The sequence below is a fragment of the Nitratireductor indicus C115 genome, from assembly GCF_000300515.1.
GTDB lineage: Bacteria > Pseudomonadota > Alphaproteobacteria > Rhizobiales > Rhizobiaceae > Nitratireductor > Nitratireductor indicus.
This window is the reverse complement of sequence record NZ_AMSI01000006.1, coordinates 26,834-47,626: the sequence shown is the minus strand read 5'-3', so window position 1 is coordinate 47,626 and position 20,793 is coordinate 26,834. Positions and strand designations below refer to the sequence as shown.

The window sequence follows — 20,793 nt, the reverse complement described above, 5'->3', positions numbered from 1 at the left end:
ATGCGTTACAATCGGCCCGTCCGGCCGCCGCAACGCGACGGCAGAAGGGTGCGAAATCGGCGGGCCGGCAACGGTCGTAAAAATCGCGTTCGTCAAGGATGCGCCGCCCAATTAAAAGAAGCGCACCGGAGCGGACCGGTGAAGCGTTCCTCCGGCTTCTTAAAAAGAAACGCCGTGCATAAACCCCGGTTGGCCGCAGTCTGGCTGCCCGGAGATTTAACGACCGCCCGCGGGCAACCGCTCCAGGGCAGAATTTATGAAGGAAGTTGCGATGACGGAAATGACGCCATCTGTGTCGACTGGGTTCGTGCCCGCCGGGCAGGCAGGAACGGCGGCCGTCAAACGCACGAAAAATGCGGTCACGGGATTGCCGCCGGCGCAGGGTCTCTACGATCCGCGCAACGAGCGCGATTCCTGCGGCGTGGGCTTCGTTGCCCATATGAAGGGCAAGCGCTCGCACGGTATCGTGCAGGACGGCCTTGCCATGCTCGAGAACCTGACCCATCGCGGCGCGGTGGGAGCCGATCCGCTTGTGGGCGATGGCGCGGGCCTTTTGATGCAGATCCCCGACCGGTTCTTCCGCGAGGAGTGGGCCGCCCGCGGTGTGGAGCTTCCGGCGGAAGGCCACTATGGCGTCGGCCAGTTCTTCATGCCGCGCGATGGGGTGCTGCGCGCTCATATCGACGAGGTGATTGCCGAGGTGGTCCGTTCGGAAGGGCAGGACGTCATCGGTTTCCGCGACGTTCCGGTCGATAATTCCTGTTTGTCGAAGGCGCCGGATATCGCGGCTTCCGAACCGGTGCACCGGCAGGTCTTCATCGCCCGCGGTCCGGGTATTGCCGATGACGAGGATTTCGAGCGCCGTCTCTATATCCTGCGCAAGGTCATCTCGGGCAAGATCTATGAGGAGACCGGCGGCAAGGGCAACGGCTTCTATACCGTCTCCATGTCGTCACGGACCATCGTCTACAAGGGCATGTTCCTCGCCTATCAGCTCGGCGCCTATTACAAGGACCTGAAGGACCCGCGTGTGGAATCGGCGGTGGCACTCGTCCACCAGCGTTTCTCCACCAACACCTTCCCGTCCTGGGAACTGGCGCATCCCTACCGCATGGTCGCGCATAATGGCGAGATCAACACGGTGCGTGGCAACGTCAACTGGATGGCGGCGCGCCAGGCTTCCGTGGATTCGGAGCTGTTCGGCAACGACATCTCCAAACTGTGGCCGATTTCCTATGAGGGGCAGTCGGATACGGCCTGCTTCGACAACGCGCTGGAGTTCCTCTACCAGGGCGGCTACCCGCTCGTGCATGCCATGATGATGCTCATTCCGGAAGCTTGGGCAGGCAACCGCCTGATGAGCCCGGAACGGCAGGCATTCTATGAATATCATGCGGCCCTCATGGAGCCGTGGGACGGGCCTGCGGCAGTGGCCTTCACCGATGGTCGGCAGATCGGCGCGACGCTCGATCGTAACGGTTTGCGACCGGCCCGCTATGTGGTGACTGACGACGACCGTGTGATCATGGCTTCGGAGGCCGGTGCACTGGTCGTTCCCGAAGAGCGGATCGTGACCAAGTGGCGCCTGCAGCCCGGCCGCATGCTTCTGATCGATTTCGAGCAGGGGCGCATCATCTCCGATGAAGAAGTGAAGGCGCAGGTTGCGGAGAAGCATCCCTTCCGCAAATGGCTCGACAACACGCAGCTCATCCTGGAAGACCTGAAGCCCGTGGAACCGCGCGCGCTGCGCCGCGACGTGGCGCTGCTCGACCTGCAGCAAGCCTTCGGCTACACGCAGGAAGACACCAAGATGCTGATGGCGCCGATGGCCACGACCGGCCAGGAGGGCATAGGCTCGATGGGCACGGACACGCCGATCTCGGCCATGTCCGACAAGGCGAAGCTGCTTTACACCTATTTCAAGCAGAACTTCGCACAGGTCACCAATCCGCCGATCGATCCGATCCGCGAGGAACTGGTGATGAGCCTCGTCTCGTTCATCGGCCCGCGTCCGAACATCTTCGATCTGGTGGGCAATTCGCGCCGCAAGCGGATGGAGGTGCGGCAGCCCATCCTGACCAATGGCGATCTGGAGAAGATCCGCTCCATCGGCCATACGGAAGACCGCTTCGATACGAAGACCATCGATGTCACCTATGCATCCGGCGAAGGCGCCGAAGGCATGCGTGGGGCGCTGGAGCGTGTCTGCGAGCGCGCCGAGGCCGCGGTTGCGGGCGGCTACAACATCATCATCCTGTCGGATCGCCAGATCGGGCCTGACCGCATCGCAATCCCGATGCTGCTGGCCACGGCGGCGGTGCACCATCACCTGATCCGAAAGGGGCTCAGGACTGCGGTCGGCCTCGTCGTCGAGTCGGGTGAGCCACGCGAGGTGCATCATTTCTGCTGCCTCGCAGGCTTCGGCGCGGAGGCGATCAATCCCTATGTCGCGTTCGATACGCTGCTTGCCATGCATCGCGACAAGGCGTTCCCGCCGGAAGTCGATGCGCAGGAAGTGGTGAAGCGCTACATCAAGGCCATTGGCAAGGGTGTTCTCAAGGTGATGTCCAAGATGGGCATTTCCACCTACCAGTCCTATTGCGGCGCGCAGATTTTCGACGCTGTCGGTCTGAAGAGCGATTTCATCGCGCAGTATTTCACCGGTACGGCAACCACCATCGAAGGCGTCGGGCTGGAGGAGATCGCCGGGGAGACGGTTACGCGCCACACGCTTGCTTTCAGCGACGATCCGTTGCTGCGCAATTCGCTCGAGGTCGGCGGCGAGTACAATTTCCGCATGCGCGGCGAGGATCATATCTGGTCGCCGGATGCTGTCGCCACCCTGCAGCATGCCGTGCGCGGCAAGTCGTGGGAGACCTATCGCGACTTTGCCCGGATGATCGACGGTCAGGCGGCGGACGCCAAGTCCATTCGCGGCCTGTTCTCGATCAGGACCGCAAAGGATACCAGCCGTCAGCCGGTGTCTCTGGAGGCGGTCGAGCCAGCGGCCGAGATCGTGAAGCGTTTCTCGACGGGTGCGATGTCCTTCGGCTCGATCAGCCGTGAGGCGCACACGACGCTGGCGCGGGCGATGAACGCGCTCGGCGGCAAGTCGAACACGGGCGAGGGCGGCGAGGAAGCCGACCGTTACCTGCCGCTGCCGGATGGCTCGGCCAATCCCGAACGCTCTGCAATCAAGCAGATCGCCAGCGGGCGCTTCGGTGTGACGGCGGAGTATCTCGTCAATTCCGATGTGATGCAGATCAAGGTCGCCCAGGGTGCGAAGCCCGGCGAAGGCGGCCAGCTTCCTGGCCACAAGGTGGATGCCACCATTGCCAAGGTGCGTCACTCCACGCAGGGCGTCGGCCTGATTTCGCCGCCGCCGCACCATGACATCTATTCGATCGAGGATCTGGCGCAGCTGATCTTCGACCTGAAGAACGTCAACCCGGATGCGGATGTCTCGGTGAAGCTCGTTTCGGAAGTCGGTGTCGGCACTGTCGCTGCCGGCGTTGCCAAGGCGCGGGCGGACCACATTACGGTTTCCGGCTATGATGGCGGCACGGGCGCTTCGCCGCTCACCTCCATCAAGCATGCGGGCAGCCCATGGGAAATGGGGCTTGCCGAGACGCACCAGACGCTGGTGCTCAACGGCTTGCGTTCGCGCGTTGCGCTGCAGGTGGACGGTGGCTTGAGGACCGGTCGCGACGTGATCGTGGGCGCGCTTCTGGGGGCCGACGAGTTCGGTTTCTCAACCGCGCCGCTGATCGCCGCCGGCTGCATCATGATGCGCAAGTGCCACCTGAACACCTGCCCGGTGGGTGTGGCGACGCAGGACCCCGTTCTGCGCAAGCGCTTCAAGGGTACGCCAGAACATGTGATCAACTACTTCTTCTACATTGCCGAAGAGGTGCGCCAGTATCTCGCCGAGATGGGCTATACCAGCCTCGACGAGATCGTTGGACAGTCGGACCTTCTGGAAAAGAGTGCGTTGATCTCGCATTGGAAGTCGCGTGGGCTCGATTTCACGAAGATCTTCTACAAGCCGGAAGCGCCGCGCGAGGCGATCCGCTGGACCGAGCGGCAGAACCATCCGATCGACGATGTGCTCGACCGCAAGCTGATCGAAGGCGCCCAGCCGGCGCTTGAGAACCGCGAGCCGGTGTCGCTCGATGTTGCTATCTGCAACACCGACCGCTCGGCAGGCGCAATGCTGTCGGGTGCTGTGGCAAAGCGCTACGGTCAGAAGGGCCTGAAGGAAGACACTATTGCCGTGCGCCTCACGGGCACGGCAGGCCAGTCCTTTGGCGCATTCCTGGCGCGAGGCGTCTCGTTCCAGCTGATCGGCGATGCCAACGACTATGTGGGCAAGGGGCTCTCGGGCGGGCGTATCGTCATCCATCCGGATGAGAAGTCGCAGATCGTTGCGGAGAATTCGATCATCGTCGGCAACACCGTGCTTTACGGTGCGACGGAGGGCGAATGCTATTTCCGCGGCGTGGCGGGCGAGCGTTTTGCCGTGCGCAACTCTGGTGCGGTAGCCGTTGTGGAAGGCGTGGGCGATCATGGCTGCGAATATATGACGGGCGGTGTGGTGGTCGTTCTCGGAGAGACGGGCCGCAATTTCGCTGCAGGCATGTCGGGCGGCGTCGCTTATGTGCTGGATGAGGCCGGCGATTTCGCCGAACGTTGCAACATGGCCATGGTCGAGCTCGAGCCGGTTCCCGAGGAAGACGATATCCTCGAGAAGCTGCACCATCACGGCGGCGACCTTATGCACAAGGGCCGTGTCGACGTTTCGGGCGACATGACGCGTCATGATGAAGAGCGTCTGGCGCAGCTCATCTCGAACCATCTGCATTACACGGGCTCGGAGCGGGCGCGCACCATTCTCGACAACTGGGCCGATTACCGTCCGAAATTCCGCAAGGTGATGCCGGTCGAGTATCGTCGTGCCCTCGAAGAGATGGAGCGCATGAAACTCGGTCTGGCGGCGGAATAGGCGCCGGGCCGGGGAGACGCTTCAGTGGATGTGTTTGGAGACCTGAACTCGGGCAATTGCCTGAAGGTCAAATACACGGCCGACTTTCTGGGCCTGCCTTATCGCTGGCACGAGGTCGACATCATGGCCGGGGAAAGCCGCACGGCGGAATTCCTCGCCATGTCGCCCTTCGGCCAGGTGCCGGTGGTGCGGCTCGTCGACGGAAGGACAATCGCGCAGTCGGGTGCGATCATGCGCTATCTGGCGCGTGGAAGCGCGCTTCTGCCGGAAGATGCCTTTACGCAGGCCGAAATCGACCAGTGGATGTTCTGGGAACAGAATTTTCACGAACCCAACGTGGCCGGTGCGCGGTTCCACGTGGTCTATCGCAGAGAGCCCGTCGAAACGCGGGCTCCCGAAAAAGTCGAGAAGGCGCAAGCGGCTCTCGACTTCATGAATATGGCGCTTGAGCGGCGCGATTTCTTCGTCGGTTCGTCCCTGACGATCGCGGATATCGCGCTGCTCGGCTACACGCGGCTCGCCCCGCAGGGCGGCTTCGACTTCGACGGGCGCACGGCGCTCACCCGCTGGATTGCACGATGCGAGGAAGTTCTCGGACTTCCTGCGCTTCACTAGAATAACGGGGTTTATTCGATGGGTAAGGTTACAGGCTTTCTCGAAATCGACCGGCAGGTGCACAAGTACCAGCCGGCATCCGACCGCATTCGCCATTTCCGCGAATTCACGCTGCCGATGTCGGATACGGAAGTCGAGAAACAGGCTGCCCGATGCATGGATTGCGGCATTCCCTATTGCCATGGGCCAACGGGTTGCCCCGTGCACAACCAGATTCCGGACTGGAACGACCTTGTCTACAATGGCGAGTGGGAAACGGCGATCCGCAATCTGCACTCCACCAACAACTTCCCCGAATGGACCGGACGCATCTGCCCGGCGCCGTGCGAGGAAGCCTGCACGCTCAATCTCGAAGACATTCCGGTGGCGATCAAGACCATCGAGCAGGCGATTGCCGACAAGGCCTATGAAACGGGCTTCGTGCGGCCCTATCCGTCCGAGCGCAAGACCGGCAAGAAGGTTGCGATCATCGGTTCAGGACCGGCCGGCATGGCCGCCGCACAGCAGCTCGGACGCGCCGGCCATCAGGTGCATGTCTTCGAGCGCGAGAGCAAGCCGGGCGGGCTGATGCGCTATGGCATTCCCGATTTCAAGATCGAGAAGCATTATATCGACCGCCGCATCGAGCAGATGCAGGGCGAGGGCGTGACCTTCCATTGCGGGGTGAATGTCGGCGTCGACAAACCGGTCGAAGAGCTTCTTACGGAATATGATGCGGTGCTTTATTGCGGCGGTTCGGAACGCCCGCGCCCGGCGGGCATTCCGGGTGCGGGCCTGGAGGGCGTTCACGACGCCATGCCGTATCTGGTGCAGCAGAACCGCCGCGTCGGCGGTGAGGACATCCAGTCGGTCGCCTGGGCTGCCGATCCGATCCTGGCCGGCGGCAAGCATGTGGTGGTCGTCGGCGGCGGCGATACCGCATCCGACTGCGTGGGAACGGCCTTCCGTCAGGGCGCGGTCCGGGTGACGCAGCTCGATATCCGTCCCCGCCCGCCGGAGAAGGAGGATAAGCTCGCCGTGTGGCCCTATTGGGCAACCAAGATGCGGACCTCTTCCTCGCAGGCGGAGGGTGCCGACCGCGAGTTCCAGGTGGCGACGCTTGAGTTCATCGGCGAGGATGGCGTGCTCACGGGTGTGAAATGCTGTGAGGTGGATGAGAAGCGCAAGCCGATTGCCGGCACGGAATTCATCATCAAGGCGGATCTGGCTTTTATCGCCATCGGTTTCTCCGGTCCGCTGGATGAAGGGGTGCTCAATGAATTCGGCGAGAGGCTCAAAACCAATACGGATCGGCGTAATTCGGTGAATGTTGTCGCCAACGATCGCGACTACCGCACCAGTGTGGATCGCCTTTTCTCGGCGGGCGATGTCCGTCGCGGCCAGTCCCTGGTGGTCTGGGCGATCCGGGAGGGCCGTCAGGCGGCTCATGCAATTGACGAGTTTCTGATGGGGACGACGCTTCTGCCGCGCTGAGGCGATCCGATCCGACATGTTTTTGCAGAGCCGCGTATCTTGGATGCGCGGCTTTGTCGTTTTCGGTGAAGCTTGAAACGCCCTTCCTTCCCTGCGGGCGTTCTTACTATTGCAGGCTGCCGTTTTGCTCGACCGGACGCAGTGCGAAATCATCCGCCCTGCCGGGCTGAGCTTCATCGATCGTGGGGCGCTCGGGGCTGCCTTCCTTAATCAGCTTGCCAATGGGCTTCACCTCGGCGCCAAGCAGGTTCGTGCCGCCATCGAGCACAGGGTCGGTCAGGGCAATGGGAGCGGTTCGGTTAACGAAGACCGGCCCTGCGGGAGCGGCAGCTTGCTGCTCCTCTGGAAGGTTTTGCAAGGCCACTTCGCCGATATCGGGCGCCACGGCTTGGCCGAGAAGCTTGTTGAGGGGCTTTTCAACGTAGAAGGCGAGCTTGCGCTTGCCGGCTCGGGTAAGGTTGATGCCATCACTGCCGCGCAGGCGGGCAGGTTGCCCGTTCATATCCGGCCCGGTGAAGATGAATGCGCCGTTTTCATCGACAAATCCGTCCCATATATCGACGAACGTGCCGTCGGCAGATTCCGCCTCGGTCTTGTAGATATCGTTGAAGGCCAGCATGTCGGATGACATGCTTGGGGACTTGAAGGAAGGCAGGCCGCTCCATATCAGCGGAATGTTTTTCTCACGGATGGTGTCGGCAAAGTCATCGACCCGCTGGCGATACTCTTTCAGCCAGGCTTCAGAACGCGGTGTCTCGCGATTTTCACCGACCGTCATCTGCTGGCGATCGTTTGAGCCGATCATGACCACCACGATGGCAGGTTTGTGCTCGTCCAAGAGCGGGGCGATCTCGGCATCCCAGTTGTAATAGTCGTCGCGCACGAAACCCGACGATCCGTTGCTCGCGTCGATGATGCGCACCCCCGGCGATTGCGCGTAGGCGGCTTCAAGTCCCTCTGCGAGGCCGCCGGCAAGAAAGTCGCCGACCACTAGAACGGTGCGGGCGCTCTCCAGCTTTTCGGCGGCTGGAGGTGTCGGCGGCTGGCTTGGAGCGGCAGCTGCCGGACGATAGGAGCGCTGACGCGATGTGCTGGGTTTCTGAGGGCGCGCCTCGTGTGCTGGAGCAGGCTGCTGGCGGTTGCGCAGCGCGCCGCCGAAGAGAAAATCCAGCAGGCCACGTTGCTCGCGCCGATATTCCTGCGCCTGAGCTTCACCAGCCGCCTGAAAGATTGCAGGCAGAAGGAACAACGCCAGGGCAGCAAGCAGGACATTGCGCCTGCGAGTGGCCTTTCCTGGAGTTCCTTCCTGCCTCATTTCAGGTGCGTTCCTGCGCCTTGTCAGTTGCTTCGCAAACGGCGTAGCACTTCCTTGCCGGGGTGGCCATCCTGTTGCATGCCGCTGCGGGCCTGAAAGGCACGGATTGCGTCGCGTGACCCGCTGCCGATCTTGCCGTCAATAGGTCCGTCGTAATAGCCGAGCGCGCCGAGGCGTTTCTGCAATTCTTCCGTTTCGGAATAGGAAAGGCGCTCGAAAGGCCGGTCCCAGTCACGCACAAGCCCGCCATAACCGGCGATCTCATCCGCCAGAAGGCCGACGGCGAGGGCATATTTGTCGGAATTGTTGTAGCGCTTGATGACATCGAAATTCTTCGTCACCAGGAAGATGGGCCCGGCGCGGCCATCCGGCACCTTCAGCTCGGCGGTATCGGAGGGGCGGGGGAAGGGCTTGCCATTGGCACGCACCACGCCGATGGATTGCCAGCGCGACAGCGCCATTTTTCCGCCTGGGAACTTGCGGCCGGAAGGCAATGCGGCGGTCTCATAACCCCATGTCTCGCCGCCGCGCCAGCCATTCTTGCGCAGAAGGTTCGCGGCGGTGGCCAGCGCGTCAGGCACCGAGCTCCAGATATCGCGACGGCCATCGCCATCCATGTCGACGGCATAGGCCTGATAGCTGGTCGGTATGAATTGGGTGTGGCCCATGGCGCCCGCCCACGAACTTGTCAGATGGCCGACATCGATGTCGCCGGTCTGCAGAATCTTGAGGGCGGCGATAAGCTGCTGGCGGGCGAATTTCGCGCGGCGCTTGTCGGCATAAGCGAGTGTTGCGAGCGAGCGGGGAAGGCTGCGCATCACGCGCTCGTTCTTCAGTACCTCACCGTAATTGGATTCGATGGACCAGATGGCCAGCAGCACATAACGGCTGACACCGAACTGGCGCTCGATGCGGTCGAGCCAGGGCTTCCATTGGCGGGCCATGCGCCGGCCTGTTTCGATGGTGTCCTGCTGGACGCGGTTGTCGAAATATTCCCAGGCCTCGGCGCGGAATTCGGGCTGGTAGCGCGCCTTTTCGAGAACTTCCGGGTCGGGCTCGCTGACGCCTCGGAAGGCGCGGTCGTAGGTGGAGCCTGAAATGCCGTTCTGCATGGCGACGGAACGGAACTGGGAAATCCAGCGCTGAAATCCGGCATCGGCGAAGGCGGGCAGCGGGGTGGCCATCACCATTGCCGCAGAACAAGCGATCACGGCGAGAGACAGTTTTCGCACGGGAAAGCGGGACAACATCGGTACCTCCGTTACAAACATTCTAGCGCATCGGTTCCGAAACCGGAATCGGTTTGAACGGGAATGTCACCGATGCGGCACTAACAACATGTCTGTGTCCTTCGAACCCACCGGTTGAAGGACACTTTGCCCGGACAATCGCATGAGGATGTTAGAAAATCGTTTACCATGAGTGATCTGCATAACTTTCATGCAGAATAGGAACTGCCTCGAAATCTGCGCATTCATTCAGGAAACATCAATCGGGCGTTGTTAAGACCGGCGTCCGTATCCGACGTTCAATCTCCCCGGGGGTAATGCATCATGAAAAAGCTTCGCAAGGCAGTCTTTCCCGTTGCCGGTCTGGGAACCCGTTTTCTTCCCGCCACGAAGGCCATCCCGAAGGAGATGCTGACGGTGGTCGACCGCCCGGTCATCCAATATGTGGTCGATGAAGCGCGTGCTGCGGGGATCGAGCACTTCATCTTCGTCACCGGGCGTAACAAGGCGGTCATCGAAGACCATTTCGATATCCAGGTCGAGCTCTATGACACGCTCGCGCAACGCGGCAAGGACGACGTTCTGGCCCGGCTGCGCAGCCTCCAGCCGGAGCCGGGGCAGACCAGCTTCACGCGCCAGCAGGAGCCTCTCGGTCTTGGCCATGCCGTCTGGTGTGCCCGCGAACTGGTGGGCGACGAACCGTTTGCACTGCTCTTGCCGGACATGATCATGCAGTCCGAAGAGGGATGCCTCAGCCGCATGGTCAAGGTGTTCAACGAAACCGGCGGCAATATTCTTTCAGTTGAAGAATGCGACCCCTCACAGGCCCACAAATACGGCATTGTGGGGCGTGGAAACGATGTGGCCGGCGGGTTTGAGATCAACGCGATGGTGGAGAAACCGAAACCGGGCGAGGCGCCATCCAATTTCTATATCAATGGCCGCTATATCCTTCAGCCGGAGATTTTCACATTGCTTGGTCACCATGAACGCGGGACCGGCGGTGAAATCCAGCTCACCGACGCCATGCTCAAGCTGATGGGGAACCAATCCTTCCACGGCTATCACTTCACCGGACGCACATTCGACTGCGGCTCGCCGGAAGGCTTTGTCGAGGCGAATATCGCCTTCGCACTGGAGCGCTCGGATCTGCGTGAGCATGTGCTGAAGGTGATGGGATCGGCAGCGGGGAACTGAAGTGGCGTGCCACCATGTGGACGCCAAGCATACGACGCCAGGGATACCTTGTGACCGCAAGCTGTTCCCGTTTTCCGGGACTTTTGCAGCGCTGGTTCAGCGCTGCATCTTCATGCCCAGAAAGACGCTTGTGGCATCGTAATCGCGGCCAGGCAGCTCGCTCGAACGGCTTTCGTAGCGAGCCCGCCCGGTAATGCCGAGGGTGCGGTTCAGCCACCAGGTCATGCCTGCCTGTCCGCTCCAGGTCAGCTCGCTGCCACCGGCGCTGTAGTCGCGCCAGGAAAGCCCGGCAATGGCTTCTGCTGTCAAGTTATCGCGGATCTGGCGTTCGATGCCGACCGTTCCGGCGTAGAGTATCGATCCGCTTCGTCCGGCGTCGGTCGTGCCTTCGATGATGGTCGAGCCATCAAGGCTTACGGTTGTGCCGCGGATCGGCGACCAATCCAGGCTGGCGGCAAGCGCGAGGCCGGATATGGAATCGAGACGCTTGTCGTCGAGATCTTCGGTGATCCAGCCGAGCGATGCTTCGCCCGACAGTTTTTCCTCTATGTCGACCATGACACCAGCGCGCAAGGCATAGCGGTTGGCCGAGCGCTGATAACCGGCGCTGTCTTCTTTCAGGTCATAGAAGCGGCGGCCGATCTCGCCTTCCACGAAAGGCGTGAGGGCGGGCGATATCTGGTAGCCCGTGCGCAGGCGCAGCGTGGCGAGTGTCGCGTTGCGCTCTTCCTGGGAGAGTGTGCCGCCGCCGATCAGTTTCGCATCCGCATACTGATCGCGGGTCACTTCGCCGGTCGCGCTAAGGCGCAGCTTGCCGAGGTCCTTTGCAAGGCCCAGGCTTCCATCGATCGTGTGACGCAGAGGTTGGTCCTCGACCCCGGCGATGATGACGGGAGAGGAAGCCGATTCGGGCCGTATCGTATACCCTAGGCGGGCAAGAGCGGTGTATTCATGCGAAAGGTCGAGCCTCAGGCTGCCGTTGATGCCGCCCTGAAGCTCGGAGACTTCGTCACCGGAAAGCGACTTTCGAAACGTACCATAGGCCTCGCCGCTCGCCGCGTGGAGCGACCAGTCCGACGCCGCATTCAACCGCAAGGTCGTTTCGGAAAGGATGGCCTCGCTTCCGCCGGGGCTCGAATCGGCGTTCGAGGTCCATGTGAGACCCTGTTCAAGGGTAGGCACGACCGTGAATGTGCCGAGCCTCAGCCCCACAGGTGCGTATGGATTTTCTTCCGGGTTCGCCAATTCCCGTTCCAGCGCGGTCGCGCGGGGATTGAGCGCTTCTGCGCGGGCGAGCGAACGGCGCTCCTCCGCGTCGGCTGCAGGCGTTCTGAGCGAACCGGTGGAGAGAGGGTCGGTTTCGGCGGGTTGCTGTTCGGCTGTTGTGGCCGTGACCGGCTCTTCGGCCAGGCTGGGGTTTGCGCGTTCCCGCCGGGCCCGCTCGCGAGCAGCTGCGGTTGAAAGAGGGCGCAGGGGCGCGGCATTGCCGGTTTGCGTGGAAGACGACGCGGATCGACTGTCGGGATTTCCGTCCTGGCCGTTATCCAGAGGGCTTGCTGTTGCTGGGCGGTAGGAAGGCGTTGGGATGCCCGTATTCGATGCGGCGGCTGCCGCGCGCTCTGCTGCGCGGGCCTGTGAGCCGGGCAGGAGGATTTCATTGATTTCCGATTCGAGCACGGCGCCGCGAAGACCTGCTCCGGCACCGGCATCCTGGGCCGAGGCGTGCATCGAGGAGCAAGCAAGGCCGATCCCCAGCGCTCCAAGCGCGGTTGTGAGGCGCAGGCCACGCGCACGAACCATTAATGCATCACCGGTACGAGACATGGATGTTCCGAACAATTCGACACGCAAGCCGACATTTTTGCTTAGCAAAGGGTAAAAGAGTGCGGTTAACGGAAGGTTGACGGGCATGTGCAAGGCTGTTTGGCACCGACAATCAGGATTGGACAGCCGGACGCGGAAACGCTAAGGGCAACACCATGCTCAGAGACACCACATTGACCATTGACCGGCGCAGCGTGATCGCATCGGCGGTACGCACCCTGGAAACGGAACGCGCAGGCCTCAAGGCGCTTGCCGAAGCTCTCGATAACGGATTGGCTGAGCCATTCGCCGCTGCAGTGCAGACCATCATAGCCAGCAAGGGGCGGGTGATCGTCACGGGTGTCGGCAAGAGCGGCCATATCGGGTCCAAGATCGCGGCGACGCTTGCTTCCACCGGAACTCCGGCCTTTTTTGTGCATCCGGCGGAAGCCAATCACGGCGATCTCGGCATGATCGCCCCGGATGACGTGATCATCGCCATGTCCTGGTCGGGTGAGACGTCCGAACTGCACGGTATCGTGGCCTATGCACGGCGTTTTGCCATTCCCATCATTGCCGTCACGGCCGGCAAGACCTCGGCACTTGCCAGGGAGGCTGCCATCGTTCTGGGCCTGCCGCGTGCCGCGGAGGCCTGCCCGCACGGGCTGGCACCCACCACCTCGACCGTGCTGCAACTCGTGATGGGGGATGCGCTGGCTGTTGCGCTGCTCGAGGCACGGGGTTTCACGGCGGATCATTTCCGCACCTTCCATCCCGGCGGCCAGCTGGGTGCGAAGCTGACCCAGGTGCGCAACATCATGCATCAGGGCGAGAAGCTGCCGCTTGCCGCCAGCGGCACGCTGATGCGCGAAGCCATCCTGGTGATGACGCAGAAAGGGTTCGGCTGCGTGGGGATCACGGATCCGGCTGGCATGTTGATCGGCATCATCACCGATGGCGATCTCAGGCGGCATATCGACAGCGAACTCCTGTCGATGAGCGTGGATCAGGTGATGACGCGCAATCCCAAGACGATTGGGCCCGAAACGCTTGCCGAAAGTGCACTTCAGATCATCAATTCATCGGCGATTACGACACTGATGGTCGTGGATGAAGGCAAGCCGTGTGGCGTTGTGCATCTGCACGACTTGTTGCGCATCGGCGCAGCCTGACCCTTCTTCCCGAAAGCAGGGAGAAGAGGAGCGGCCAGCCCAAGTTGTGAGCTGGCCAAGCCCATTTTATTGCAAGGGTGCGACTTCCAGAGTGCCGTTCTGGACGGCCACGATGCGCACCTGCGTGCCGGTGGGCAGATCCGGGCCGGTGACGCGCCACAAGGTGTCATCGATCTTGATGCGACCGAAACCGTTGTCGATGGCGCTTTCAAGCCGTGCCGTGCGACCGACCAACTGCTCGGCCCTTCGGTTGAGAAGCGGCTGGTCTGTTTCTTCGTTGCGGCGCGAATCCATCATCCGCTTGCCGACATAGGCAGAGACGAGTGACAGGGCCAGGAACAGAAGGACCTGCACCTGCCAGCTCCAGAACGTCAGCTCCCAGAGCTGAAGCGACAGTGCGCCGACGAGGATGGCGGCAATGCCGATCCAGAGAAGGAAAACGCCGGGCACGAGGATTTCGGCTGCGAGCAGCACGAAGCCTAGCAGCATCCAGTTCCAGGGGCCGAGCTCTGCCAGGATTTTCATCAACATGGTCAGGCCTTATCCCTGTTCCGGCCCTGTGCGTGGCGGGCGGCCTGTAGAGACGCGGGGTTGGCGTTGTGCGGATTGCTGGCCGCCCCCCTCGCCGAAGACCTCGCGCGCGATGGAGCCGATACCGCCCAGAGAACCGATCAGGGATGAAGCCTCGAAGGGCATCAGCACGATCTTGTTGTTGTTGGAGGAGCCGATCTTGGCGATGGCGTCGGTGTATTTCTGTGCCACGAAGTAGTTTACGGCCTGTACGTCGCCGGCAGCGATCGCCTCGGACACCACCTGTGTGGCGCGGGCTTCGGCTTCGGCGGCGCGCTCGCGGGCCTCGGCGTCGCGGAAGGCGGCCTCGCGGCGGCCTTCGGCCTGCAGGATCTCGGCCTGCTTCAGGCCTTCGGCTTCAAGGATCTGCGCGCGCTTGTTGCGCTCGGCCATCATCTGGCGGGCCATGGATTCGACGAGATTTGCCGGCGGGTTGATGTCCTTGATCTCGACGCGGGTCATCTTGATGCCCCAGGGGCTCGCCGCATCGTCGACGATATGCAGCAGCTTCTCGTTGATCGTGTCGCGGTTGGACAGAAGCTCGTCCAGATCCATGGAGCCCATGACGGAACGGATGTTCGTCATGGTGAGGTTGAGGATGGCGTTCTGGAGGCCCGACACCTGATAGGCGGCCTGCGCGGCGGTAAGAACCTGATAAAAAGCCACGCCGTCAACGGCGACGATGGCGTTGTCGCGGGTGATGACTTCCTGGGTGGGAACGTCGAGCACCTGCTCCATCATGTTCATCTTCGCACCGATCCGGTCGATGAACGGCACGATGAGATTGAGACCGGGGGTCAAAGTGCGCGTATAGCGCCCGAACCGCTCCACTGTGAAGTTGAAGCCCTGCGGCACCGTCTTGATGCCCGAGAAGAGCAGAAGCAGGACAAGAACCACCAGAACGGGGATGACGATGTCGAAACCGGAAAAGGGCATTTCATCTCCTATTCCGTTCCATCTCTTCAGGGGAAGGATGAAACGCTCTATCTCAAATGTTCACCGCGGCGGGCGGCGTTATTCGCCCCAGGACACAGAGGGCAATGCGGAATGCGCGATTCGCTCTTTGCGCCTCAGTTTAGGCGCGAGTTGGACCATATCCTACAACGACACGCCGGCCCGTCTACACAAGGCGGAATCTTCCGCCTGAATGCAGAGACCCGACACTTTTCGCCATGGCTCAAACCCAGCCGGAAAGCTCTCGGCGCACCAGGGTTTCTATCACCGCCATGCCTTCTTCGGAATCGTTCAGGCAGGGGATATGGGTGAAATTCTTGCCGCCGGCATGATGGAATATCTCGCCCGCTTCCCCGGCGATCTCCTCCAGCGTTTCAAGGCAGTCCGATACGAAACCGGGATTGAAGACAGCGATGGATTTCACGCCTTCCCTCGCCAGCTTTTCCACGGTCTTGTCCGTATAGGGTTGCAGCCATTCCTCGGGGCCAAAGCGGGACTGGAAGCAGGTCATCAGCTTCTTTTCGTCCCAGCCAAGCCGCTCGCGCAGAAGACGCGAGGTTTTCTGGCAGTGGCAGTGATAGGGATCGCCGCGCTTGAAATAACTTTCAGGAATGCCGTGATAGGAGGCGATGACCACTTCCGGCTCGAAATCGAGCCCCGCAAGATGCTTCTCTATGGAGCGCGCCAGGGCTTCGATATAAGCAGGCTCATCCTGATAGGAGGGGATCGTCCGGATCGCTGGCTGGAAGCGCATCTTCATCAGCGTTTCGAAGAAGGAATCGTTCACGGTGGCCGTGGTGGTCGCCGAATATTGCGGGTAGAGCGGGAACATCACGATCCGGTCGCAGCCGCGCTCCATCATGCTCTTCGTGACGCTTTCGATGGACGGATTGCCATAGCGCATCGCCCAGTCGACGATCACATGCTCATATTCGCCGAGTGCCTGCGCCAGTTTTTCGCCCTGGGCACGGGTGAAGGTGCGTAAGGGCGATTCGTTGCGCTCGTGGTTCCATATCTGCTTGTAGGCAGCGCCCGATTTCTTCGGACGCGTGTTGAGCACGATGCCGTACAGGATCGGGAACCAAATGGCGCGCGGCCATTCGATGACGCGCTTGTCGGACAGGAATTCCTTCAGATAGCGCCGCATGGGCTGGAAGTCGGTGCCGTCGGGTGTGCCAAGGTTCACAAGCAGCACGCCGACCTTGCCGACCCGCACTTGTGGATGTCCGCTTGGCAGCGGGCCGATGGCCTTGGCTGCTTCGGAACTTATTTTCGTGGGGAGGGTCATTCTTTGTCTCCGATCATCCTCGCATAGCTAGCGAAGGCAGACAGGTTTTCAATGGAACTTGTAGCCGCAGGCTGGGACGCGCGTTCTCCCGATCGCGCAGAGGGAGCTTCACTTGGTTATTTTCATTGTTCATGCCAGGGCCGGACGGCACCGACCGATATCAGTTCCTTAGCAAAAAACCCCGCTCGAGGAGAGCGGGGTTTTTCTGATCGGGTTTCGGCGCTGTGCACCAATGCAGGGCCGCGTCAGTTGGCGGCGGGGAGGTTCAGCGTGGAGCCGACTTCCAGTTTGCGCGCCTTGACCGAAGGATTGGCCTTGGCAATGTCCTGCCATTTGCCGGGGTCACCATAGTAGCTCTTGGCGATGTCCCACAGCGTATCGCCCGCCGCGATGGTGTGCGTCTTGATTTCGGCCATGGCGGCCTTTCCGTCGCCCTCCATCTTCTGCATGGCACTGGCGGCTTCGTCCTTCGCCTTGTCCATCATGCCCTTGGCATCATCCGCCATGGATTTTGCATCGTCCGCGGCGCCCTTCATGGCCTCATCCGCCTTCTTGGCGGCATCGTCCATCATGGTCTTTGCGCCCTCGGCTGCGCCCTTCATCGCGTCGTCGGCTTTCTTCACCGCTTCGCCAGCCATGGTCTTTGCGTCGTCCGCCATCGTCTTCATGGCTTCGCCGGTCTTGTCGGCGCCTTCCTTGGCGGCGGTGCCGGCATCCTTGGCCATGGTTCCGGCATCGCCCTTGAGCTTGTCGACCGTTGCCTCGACCTTGGTCTTTGCGTCGGCGGCCATGTTCTTCATGGCTTCTCCGGCTTTCTGTGCGGCATTACCGACGGCGGTGGCCGCATCCTTCGCCATGGAACTGCCGGCCTGATCCGATTTGATCATGGTTACGCGGCCTTCCACGAAGGGCTTGTAGGGATTGTGGGCGACCATGTAGTCGGCCAGCACCGTTTCGAGGCCGGGACCGAAGTCATAGGCGTTTTCGGCCTTCTCGGCGAAGAGCTTGTAGCCATCGCCGCCATTGCGCATGAAGTTGTTCGTGGCAATGGTGTAGGTGGCGTCCGGGTCGATGGCCTTCCAGCCGTCGCCGTCCTTGACCTCGACCGATTTAATGCGGCCTTCATTGGGGGCGACCGAAGGGTCGAAGCTGTAGCGCAGGCCCGAAACCTGAGGGAAGCGACCGGCGCCTTCCTCGATGAGGCTGACGCCGCTTTCAAGCGATGCAACGACATCGGCGCCTTTCAGCTGGAAGGTGGCGAGCGTGTTCTGGAAGGGGAGCACCGCAAGGACCTCGCCCATGGTGACCTCGCCCTGGTCGATTGAGGCGCGCAGACCGCCGCCATTGGTAATGGCGAACTGAACGCCCTGCGCTTTGACGCGGTCGAGCATGGCATCGGTCACGAGATTGCCCATCTCGCATTCGGCGGCGCGGCAGGTTTCACGCCCGCCGTCGACGGGAGCAGCGGTTTCCGCCACGACCTTGTTCTTCAGCTCTTCGATGGGCCCCCCGAGCTCCTTGACGCGGGCTGTCACCGCTTCATCGGGAACGACGGAGGAATCGATGAGCTTCACATCGCCGGCAGCTTGTGTGACGACGCCTTCATCGTTGAAGACGACCTTGAGATCGCCAAGGTATTTTGAATAGGAAGCGGCCTGGACAACCGGCACCTTGTAGCCGTCCGGGTTGTCCACCATCGTCGGGTAAGGGCCTTCCGCACCCTCGACCGTGTTGGACAGAAGCGTGTTGGTGTGACCGCCCACGACTACGTCGACACCTGGGATCTTGGCGATGGCCGCCAGATCGCGCGGGTAGCCGACATGGGTCAGCGCAATCACCTTGTTGACCCCGTCGGCAGTCGCGGCCTTTACCGCTTCCGTGATGCCCTCCACATCCTCGATGATGTGGACGTGCTCGCCGGGGGAGGAGAGTTCGGCCGTGTCGTTGGCCACCGCGCCGACGATGGCCACTTTCTGGCCGCCGACGTCGAGAACCACATAGGATTTGACCCGGTCGCCGAGCTTGGAGGCTGACTGCGCCTTGACGTTGGAGCCAAGCACGGGGAATTCGACCTTGTCGAGGAAGGTGGCAAGGCCGTCCTCGCCATCGTCGAATTCGTGATTGCCGACCACCATCGCGTCGGTCTTCATCAGGTTCAGGAATTCGGCTTCAACCGAGCCCTTATAGGTCGTGTAGAACAAGGATCCCTGAAAATTGTCGCCGGCGTTGAGGAACACGACGTTCTGGCCGTCGAGCGCCTTGCGGGCATCGGCAACGGCGGTGACCAGCCGGGCGGCGCCGCCGAAACACTTGCCTTCCGTTTCGTCTTCGGACGAGCAGGTGGAATCGTATTTATTGATGGATTCTATGCGGCTGTGCCAATCGTTGATGTGCAGAATGTTCAAGGTGTAGTCCGCAAGGGCTGCGCTGGCGCTGAGGGCCAAGGCCGATACGGTCAGTGAGGCAAGGGCAAGGCGTTTCTGCATTGTGAAGTCTCCCACGGAAGGATCTGGCGCGATTTCTATCGCCGCATCGTGACGTCCGGTTAAAGACGCGGATGCGGCATGTTTTCATCGGCCCCCAGGCGATGCAAGTGAAACTTGGGTATGTATCGAGCTCGCGTTTCACATCAAATCACCATTCAGATGCAACGGACGGGCCGTCTTGCGCTGGATCAAGGACAGGCACAAAACGCGGATCGATGGTGAGGGCCCATTTTTCTGGAGCTGCAACAATGGCTGCACGGGTTTCTCCGGCCGGTTATTCGGCCACGCAGATCGTTCTTCACTGGCTGATTGCCGCACTCGTCATATTTCAGGTGATATTCGGGGAGGAGATCGTGCCTGCCTATCGTGTGCTGCGGCAGGGACAGGAGCCGGCAGCGGATGCGCTGGCAAGCGCGAATATTCATATCTATGTCGGGATCGCGATCCTGGTTCTGGCCGTGATCCGTCTTTCCATCCGCATGATCCGCGGCGTGCCTCAGCCGCCGGCGGACGAGAGCGTTTTCCAGCGGCGGCTGGCCGCTGTGGTGCATGTCATTCTCTATGCGGTGATCTTCGGGATGCCGATTACCGGCGGCATGGCATGGTTTCTGGGGATCGGCACGATGGGTGAAATCCACGAACTGGCAAAGCCGGTGATCGTTATCGCGGTTGCGCTGCATGCGGCAGGCGCGCTGTGGCAGCATTTCGTCGTGCGCTCGAACGTGCTTATGCGGATGTTGAAACCGGGGCCACGCAGCGCGGCCTGAAGCATCTTGGCTTCAGGTGGAAGCGCCCGAGCGCCGCATAAACGTCAAAAACAGAAAGGAAGAGCGTTCAGGTTTCTTCACCTGAACGCTCTCTTCAATCGTCAGGCAGTCGCCTCGGACACCGTGGCTTCGACGTGATCAATGAGCGAATCGGGTAGGCCGAGCCTGCCGGCCAACATGTCCAGATAGCCACGTTCGGCGCGCGTCTTCGGTTCGATCGTGAGACGCGAGGCCGTGTAGAGCTCGATCTTTTGAGCATCGGTCCTGGCTGCCGATACCAGTGCGTCGAGGTCCACCGGCTCTTCAAGCTCGCGCAGCAGGAAAGTCTCGGCTTCATCGCCAATGCCGGCCAGTTTCAGACGGTCAGCGATCTTGGTGCGCTCTGCGTCATCGATCTTGCCGTCAGCGCGGGCTGCAGCGATCATCGCGCGCACCAGGGTCAGCGCAAACTCGGTCTCGCCCTGGGGAGCCTGGGCCGGATCGAAAGTTGTGTCCGCAGGTGGAGGAAGAAGCTCGCCGTCACGGGCGGCTTCATTTGGCTCCTTGCCTGACTGGTAATTCTGGTAGGCCTTGTAGGCGAGGCCCGCAACGGCGGCGAGGCCACCGAGCTTCAAGGCGCTTCCGGTCACAGAGCGGCCGGCCTTGGTGCCGAGCAGAACCGCAGCGATGGCGCCCGTTGCAAGCGGATTGTCCTTGGCGAGCTGGACGGCCTGGCCGGCTTTCTCGCGCACGGTGCCCTGCGTTCCGGGGACCTGAGAGCCCAGCAAATCGTCTAGCAGCTTTTTTGGATCGATCATCCGCTTCTCCTCTTTTGGCATCGGCCCGTTCGGCCGTCATGCGCAAAGGTAGGAGCGGCATCGTGGCATTGCAATGACAGCGTGTATCGGCGACCGGAATGAAAGCAGGCATCGCGAATGGATTC

General features: G+C 61.4%; 14 protein-coding genes. 6 read left to right on the top strand and 8 right to left on the bottom strand.

Annotation, left to right across the window (positions count from 1 at the left end; translation table 11 throughout):
* The first annotated feature begins 271 nt into the window (after positions 1–271).
* Genes gltB through NA8A_RS10120 form a run of 3 tightly spaced genes read left to right on the top strand, consistent with a single transcriptional unit; the run spans position 272 to position 7,090 of the window.
* Positions 272–5,002 (top strand): glutamate synthase large subunit, encoded by a 4,731-nt coding sequence (gltB, locus tag NA8A_RS10130; RefSeq protein ID WP_009450350.1) that lies wholly within the window; start codon positions 272–274, stop codon positions 5,000–5,002.
* 24 nt (positions 5,003–5,026) lie between these two features.
* A complete protein-coding gene (locus NA8A_RS10125) occupies positions 5,027–5,617 on the top strand; it encodes a glutathione S-transferase family protein (protein ID WP_009450349.1) in 591 nt (196 codons plus the stop codon).
* 18 nt (positions 5,618–5,635) lie between these two features.
* Positions 5,636–7,090, top strand: a complete 1,455-nt coding sequence (locus tag NA8A_RS10120) for a glutamate synthase subunit beta (RefSeq protein ID WP_009450348.1) — start codon at positions 5,636–5,638, stop codon at positions 7,088–7,090.
* Between the two features lie 106 nt (positions 7,091–7,196).
* Here NA8A_RS10120 and NA8A_RS10115 read toward each other — a convergent pair whose 3' ends face one another.
* Positions 7,197–8,405: an SGNH/GDSL hydrolase family protein gene (locus NA8A_RS10115; RefSeq protein WP_009450347.1), complete on the bottom strand. Its 1,209-nt coding sequence runs from the start codon at positions 8,403–8,405 to the stop codon at positions 7,197–7,199.
* A 23-nt stretch (positions 8,406–8,428) separates the two neighbouring features.
* Positions 8,429–9,655: a lytic murein transglycosylase gene (locus NA8A_RS10110; RefSeq protein WP_009450346.1), complete on the bottom strand. Its 1,227-nt coding sequence runs from the start codon at positions 9,653–9,655 to the stop codon at positions 8,429–8,431.
* 303 nt (positions 9,656–9,958) lie between these two features.
* On the opposite strand from NA8A_RS10110, the gene galU reads away from it, so the two are divergent.
* Positions 9,959–10,831: a UTP--glucose-1-phosphate uridylyltransferase GalU gene (gene galU, locus NA8A_RS10105; RefSeq protein WP_009450345.1), complete on the top strand. Its 873-nt coding sequence runs from the start codon at positions 9,959–9,961 to the stop codon at positions 10,829–10,831.
* A 96-nt stretch (positions 10,832–10,927) separates the two neighbouring features.
* On the opposite strand, the gene NA8A_RS10100 is transcribed toward galU, so the two are convergent.
* Positions 10,928–12,655: an outer membrane beta-barrel protein gene (locus NA8A_RS10100; protein WP_143088015.1), complete on the bottom strand. Its 1,728-nt coding sequence runs from the start codon at positions 12,653–12,655 to the stop codon at positions 10,928–10,930.
* A 155-nt stretch (positions 12,656–12,810) separates the two neighbouring features.
* Between NA8A_RS10100 and NA8A_RS10095 the strand changes: the two genes are divergently transcribed.
* Positions 12,811–13,806: a KpsF/GutQ family sugar-phosphate isomerase gene (locus NA8A_RS10095; protein WP_009450343.1), complete on the top strand. Its 996-nt coding sequence runs from the start codon at positions 12,811–12,813 to the stop codon at positions 13,804–13,806.
* A gap of 66 nt (positions 13,807–13,872) precedes the next feature.
* Here the strand turns inward: NA8A_RS10095 and NA8A_RS10090 are convergent, their stop codons facing one another.
* From NA8A_RS10090 to NA8A_RS10075, 4 genes are all read right to left on the bottom strand, one after another.
* On the bottom strand, positions 13,873–14,337 hold the full coding sequence (locus NA8A_RS10090) for an NfeD family protein (protein WP_009450342.1): 465 nt from the start codon (positions 14,335–14,337) through the stop codon (positions 13,873–13,875).
* 9 nt (positions 14,338–14,346) lie between these two features.
* Positions 14,347–15,312, bottom strand: coding sequence for an SPFH domain-containing protein (locus NA8A_RS10085; RefSeq protein ID WP_009450341.1), 966 nt, complete (start codon positions 15,310–15,312; stop codon positions 14,347–14,349).
* Positions 15,313–15,553: 241 nt separating this feature from the next.
* Positions 15,554–16,618, bottom strand: coding sequence for a ferrochelatase (hemH, locus tag NA8A_RS10080; RefSeq protein ID WP_009450340.1), 1,065 nt, complete (start codon positions 16,616–16,618; stop codon positions 15,554–15,556).
* Between the two features lie 245 nt (positions 16,619–16,863).
* Positions 16,864–19,104, bottom strand: a complete 2,241-nt coding sequence (locus NA8A_RS10075; protein ID WP_009450339.1) for a 5'-nucleotidase C-terminal domain-containing protein — start codon at positions 19,102–19,104, stop codon at positions 16,864–16,866.
* A gap of 248 nt (positions 19,105–19,352) precedes the next feature.
* On the opposite strand from NA8A_RS10075, the gene NA8A_RS10070 reads away from it, so the two are divergent.
* The gene (locus NA8A_RS10070) at positions 19,353–19,871 is read left to right on the top strand and encodes a cytochrome b (protein WP_009450338.1); all 519 of its coding nucleotides are present in this window, start codon (positions 19,353–19,355) and stop codon (positions 19,869–19,871) included.
* 101 nt (positions 19,872–19,972) lie between these two features.
* On the opposite strand, the gene NA8A_RS10065 is transcribed toward NA8A_RS10070, so the two are convergent.
* Entirely contained in the window at positions 19,973–20,668 is a 696-nt protein-coding gene (locus NA8A_RS10065; RefSeq protein ID WP_009450337.1) for a tellurite resistance TerB family protein, read from the bottom strand.
* Positions 20,669–20,793 lie beyond the last annotated feature (125 nt).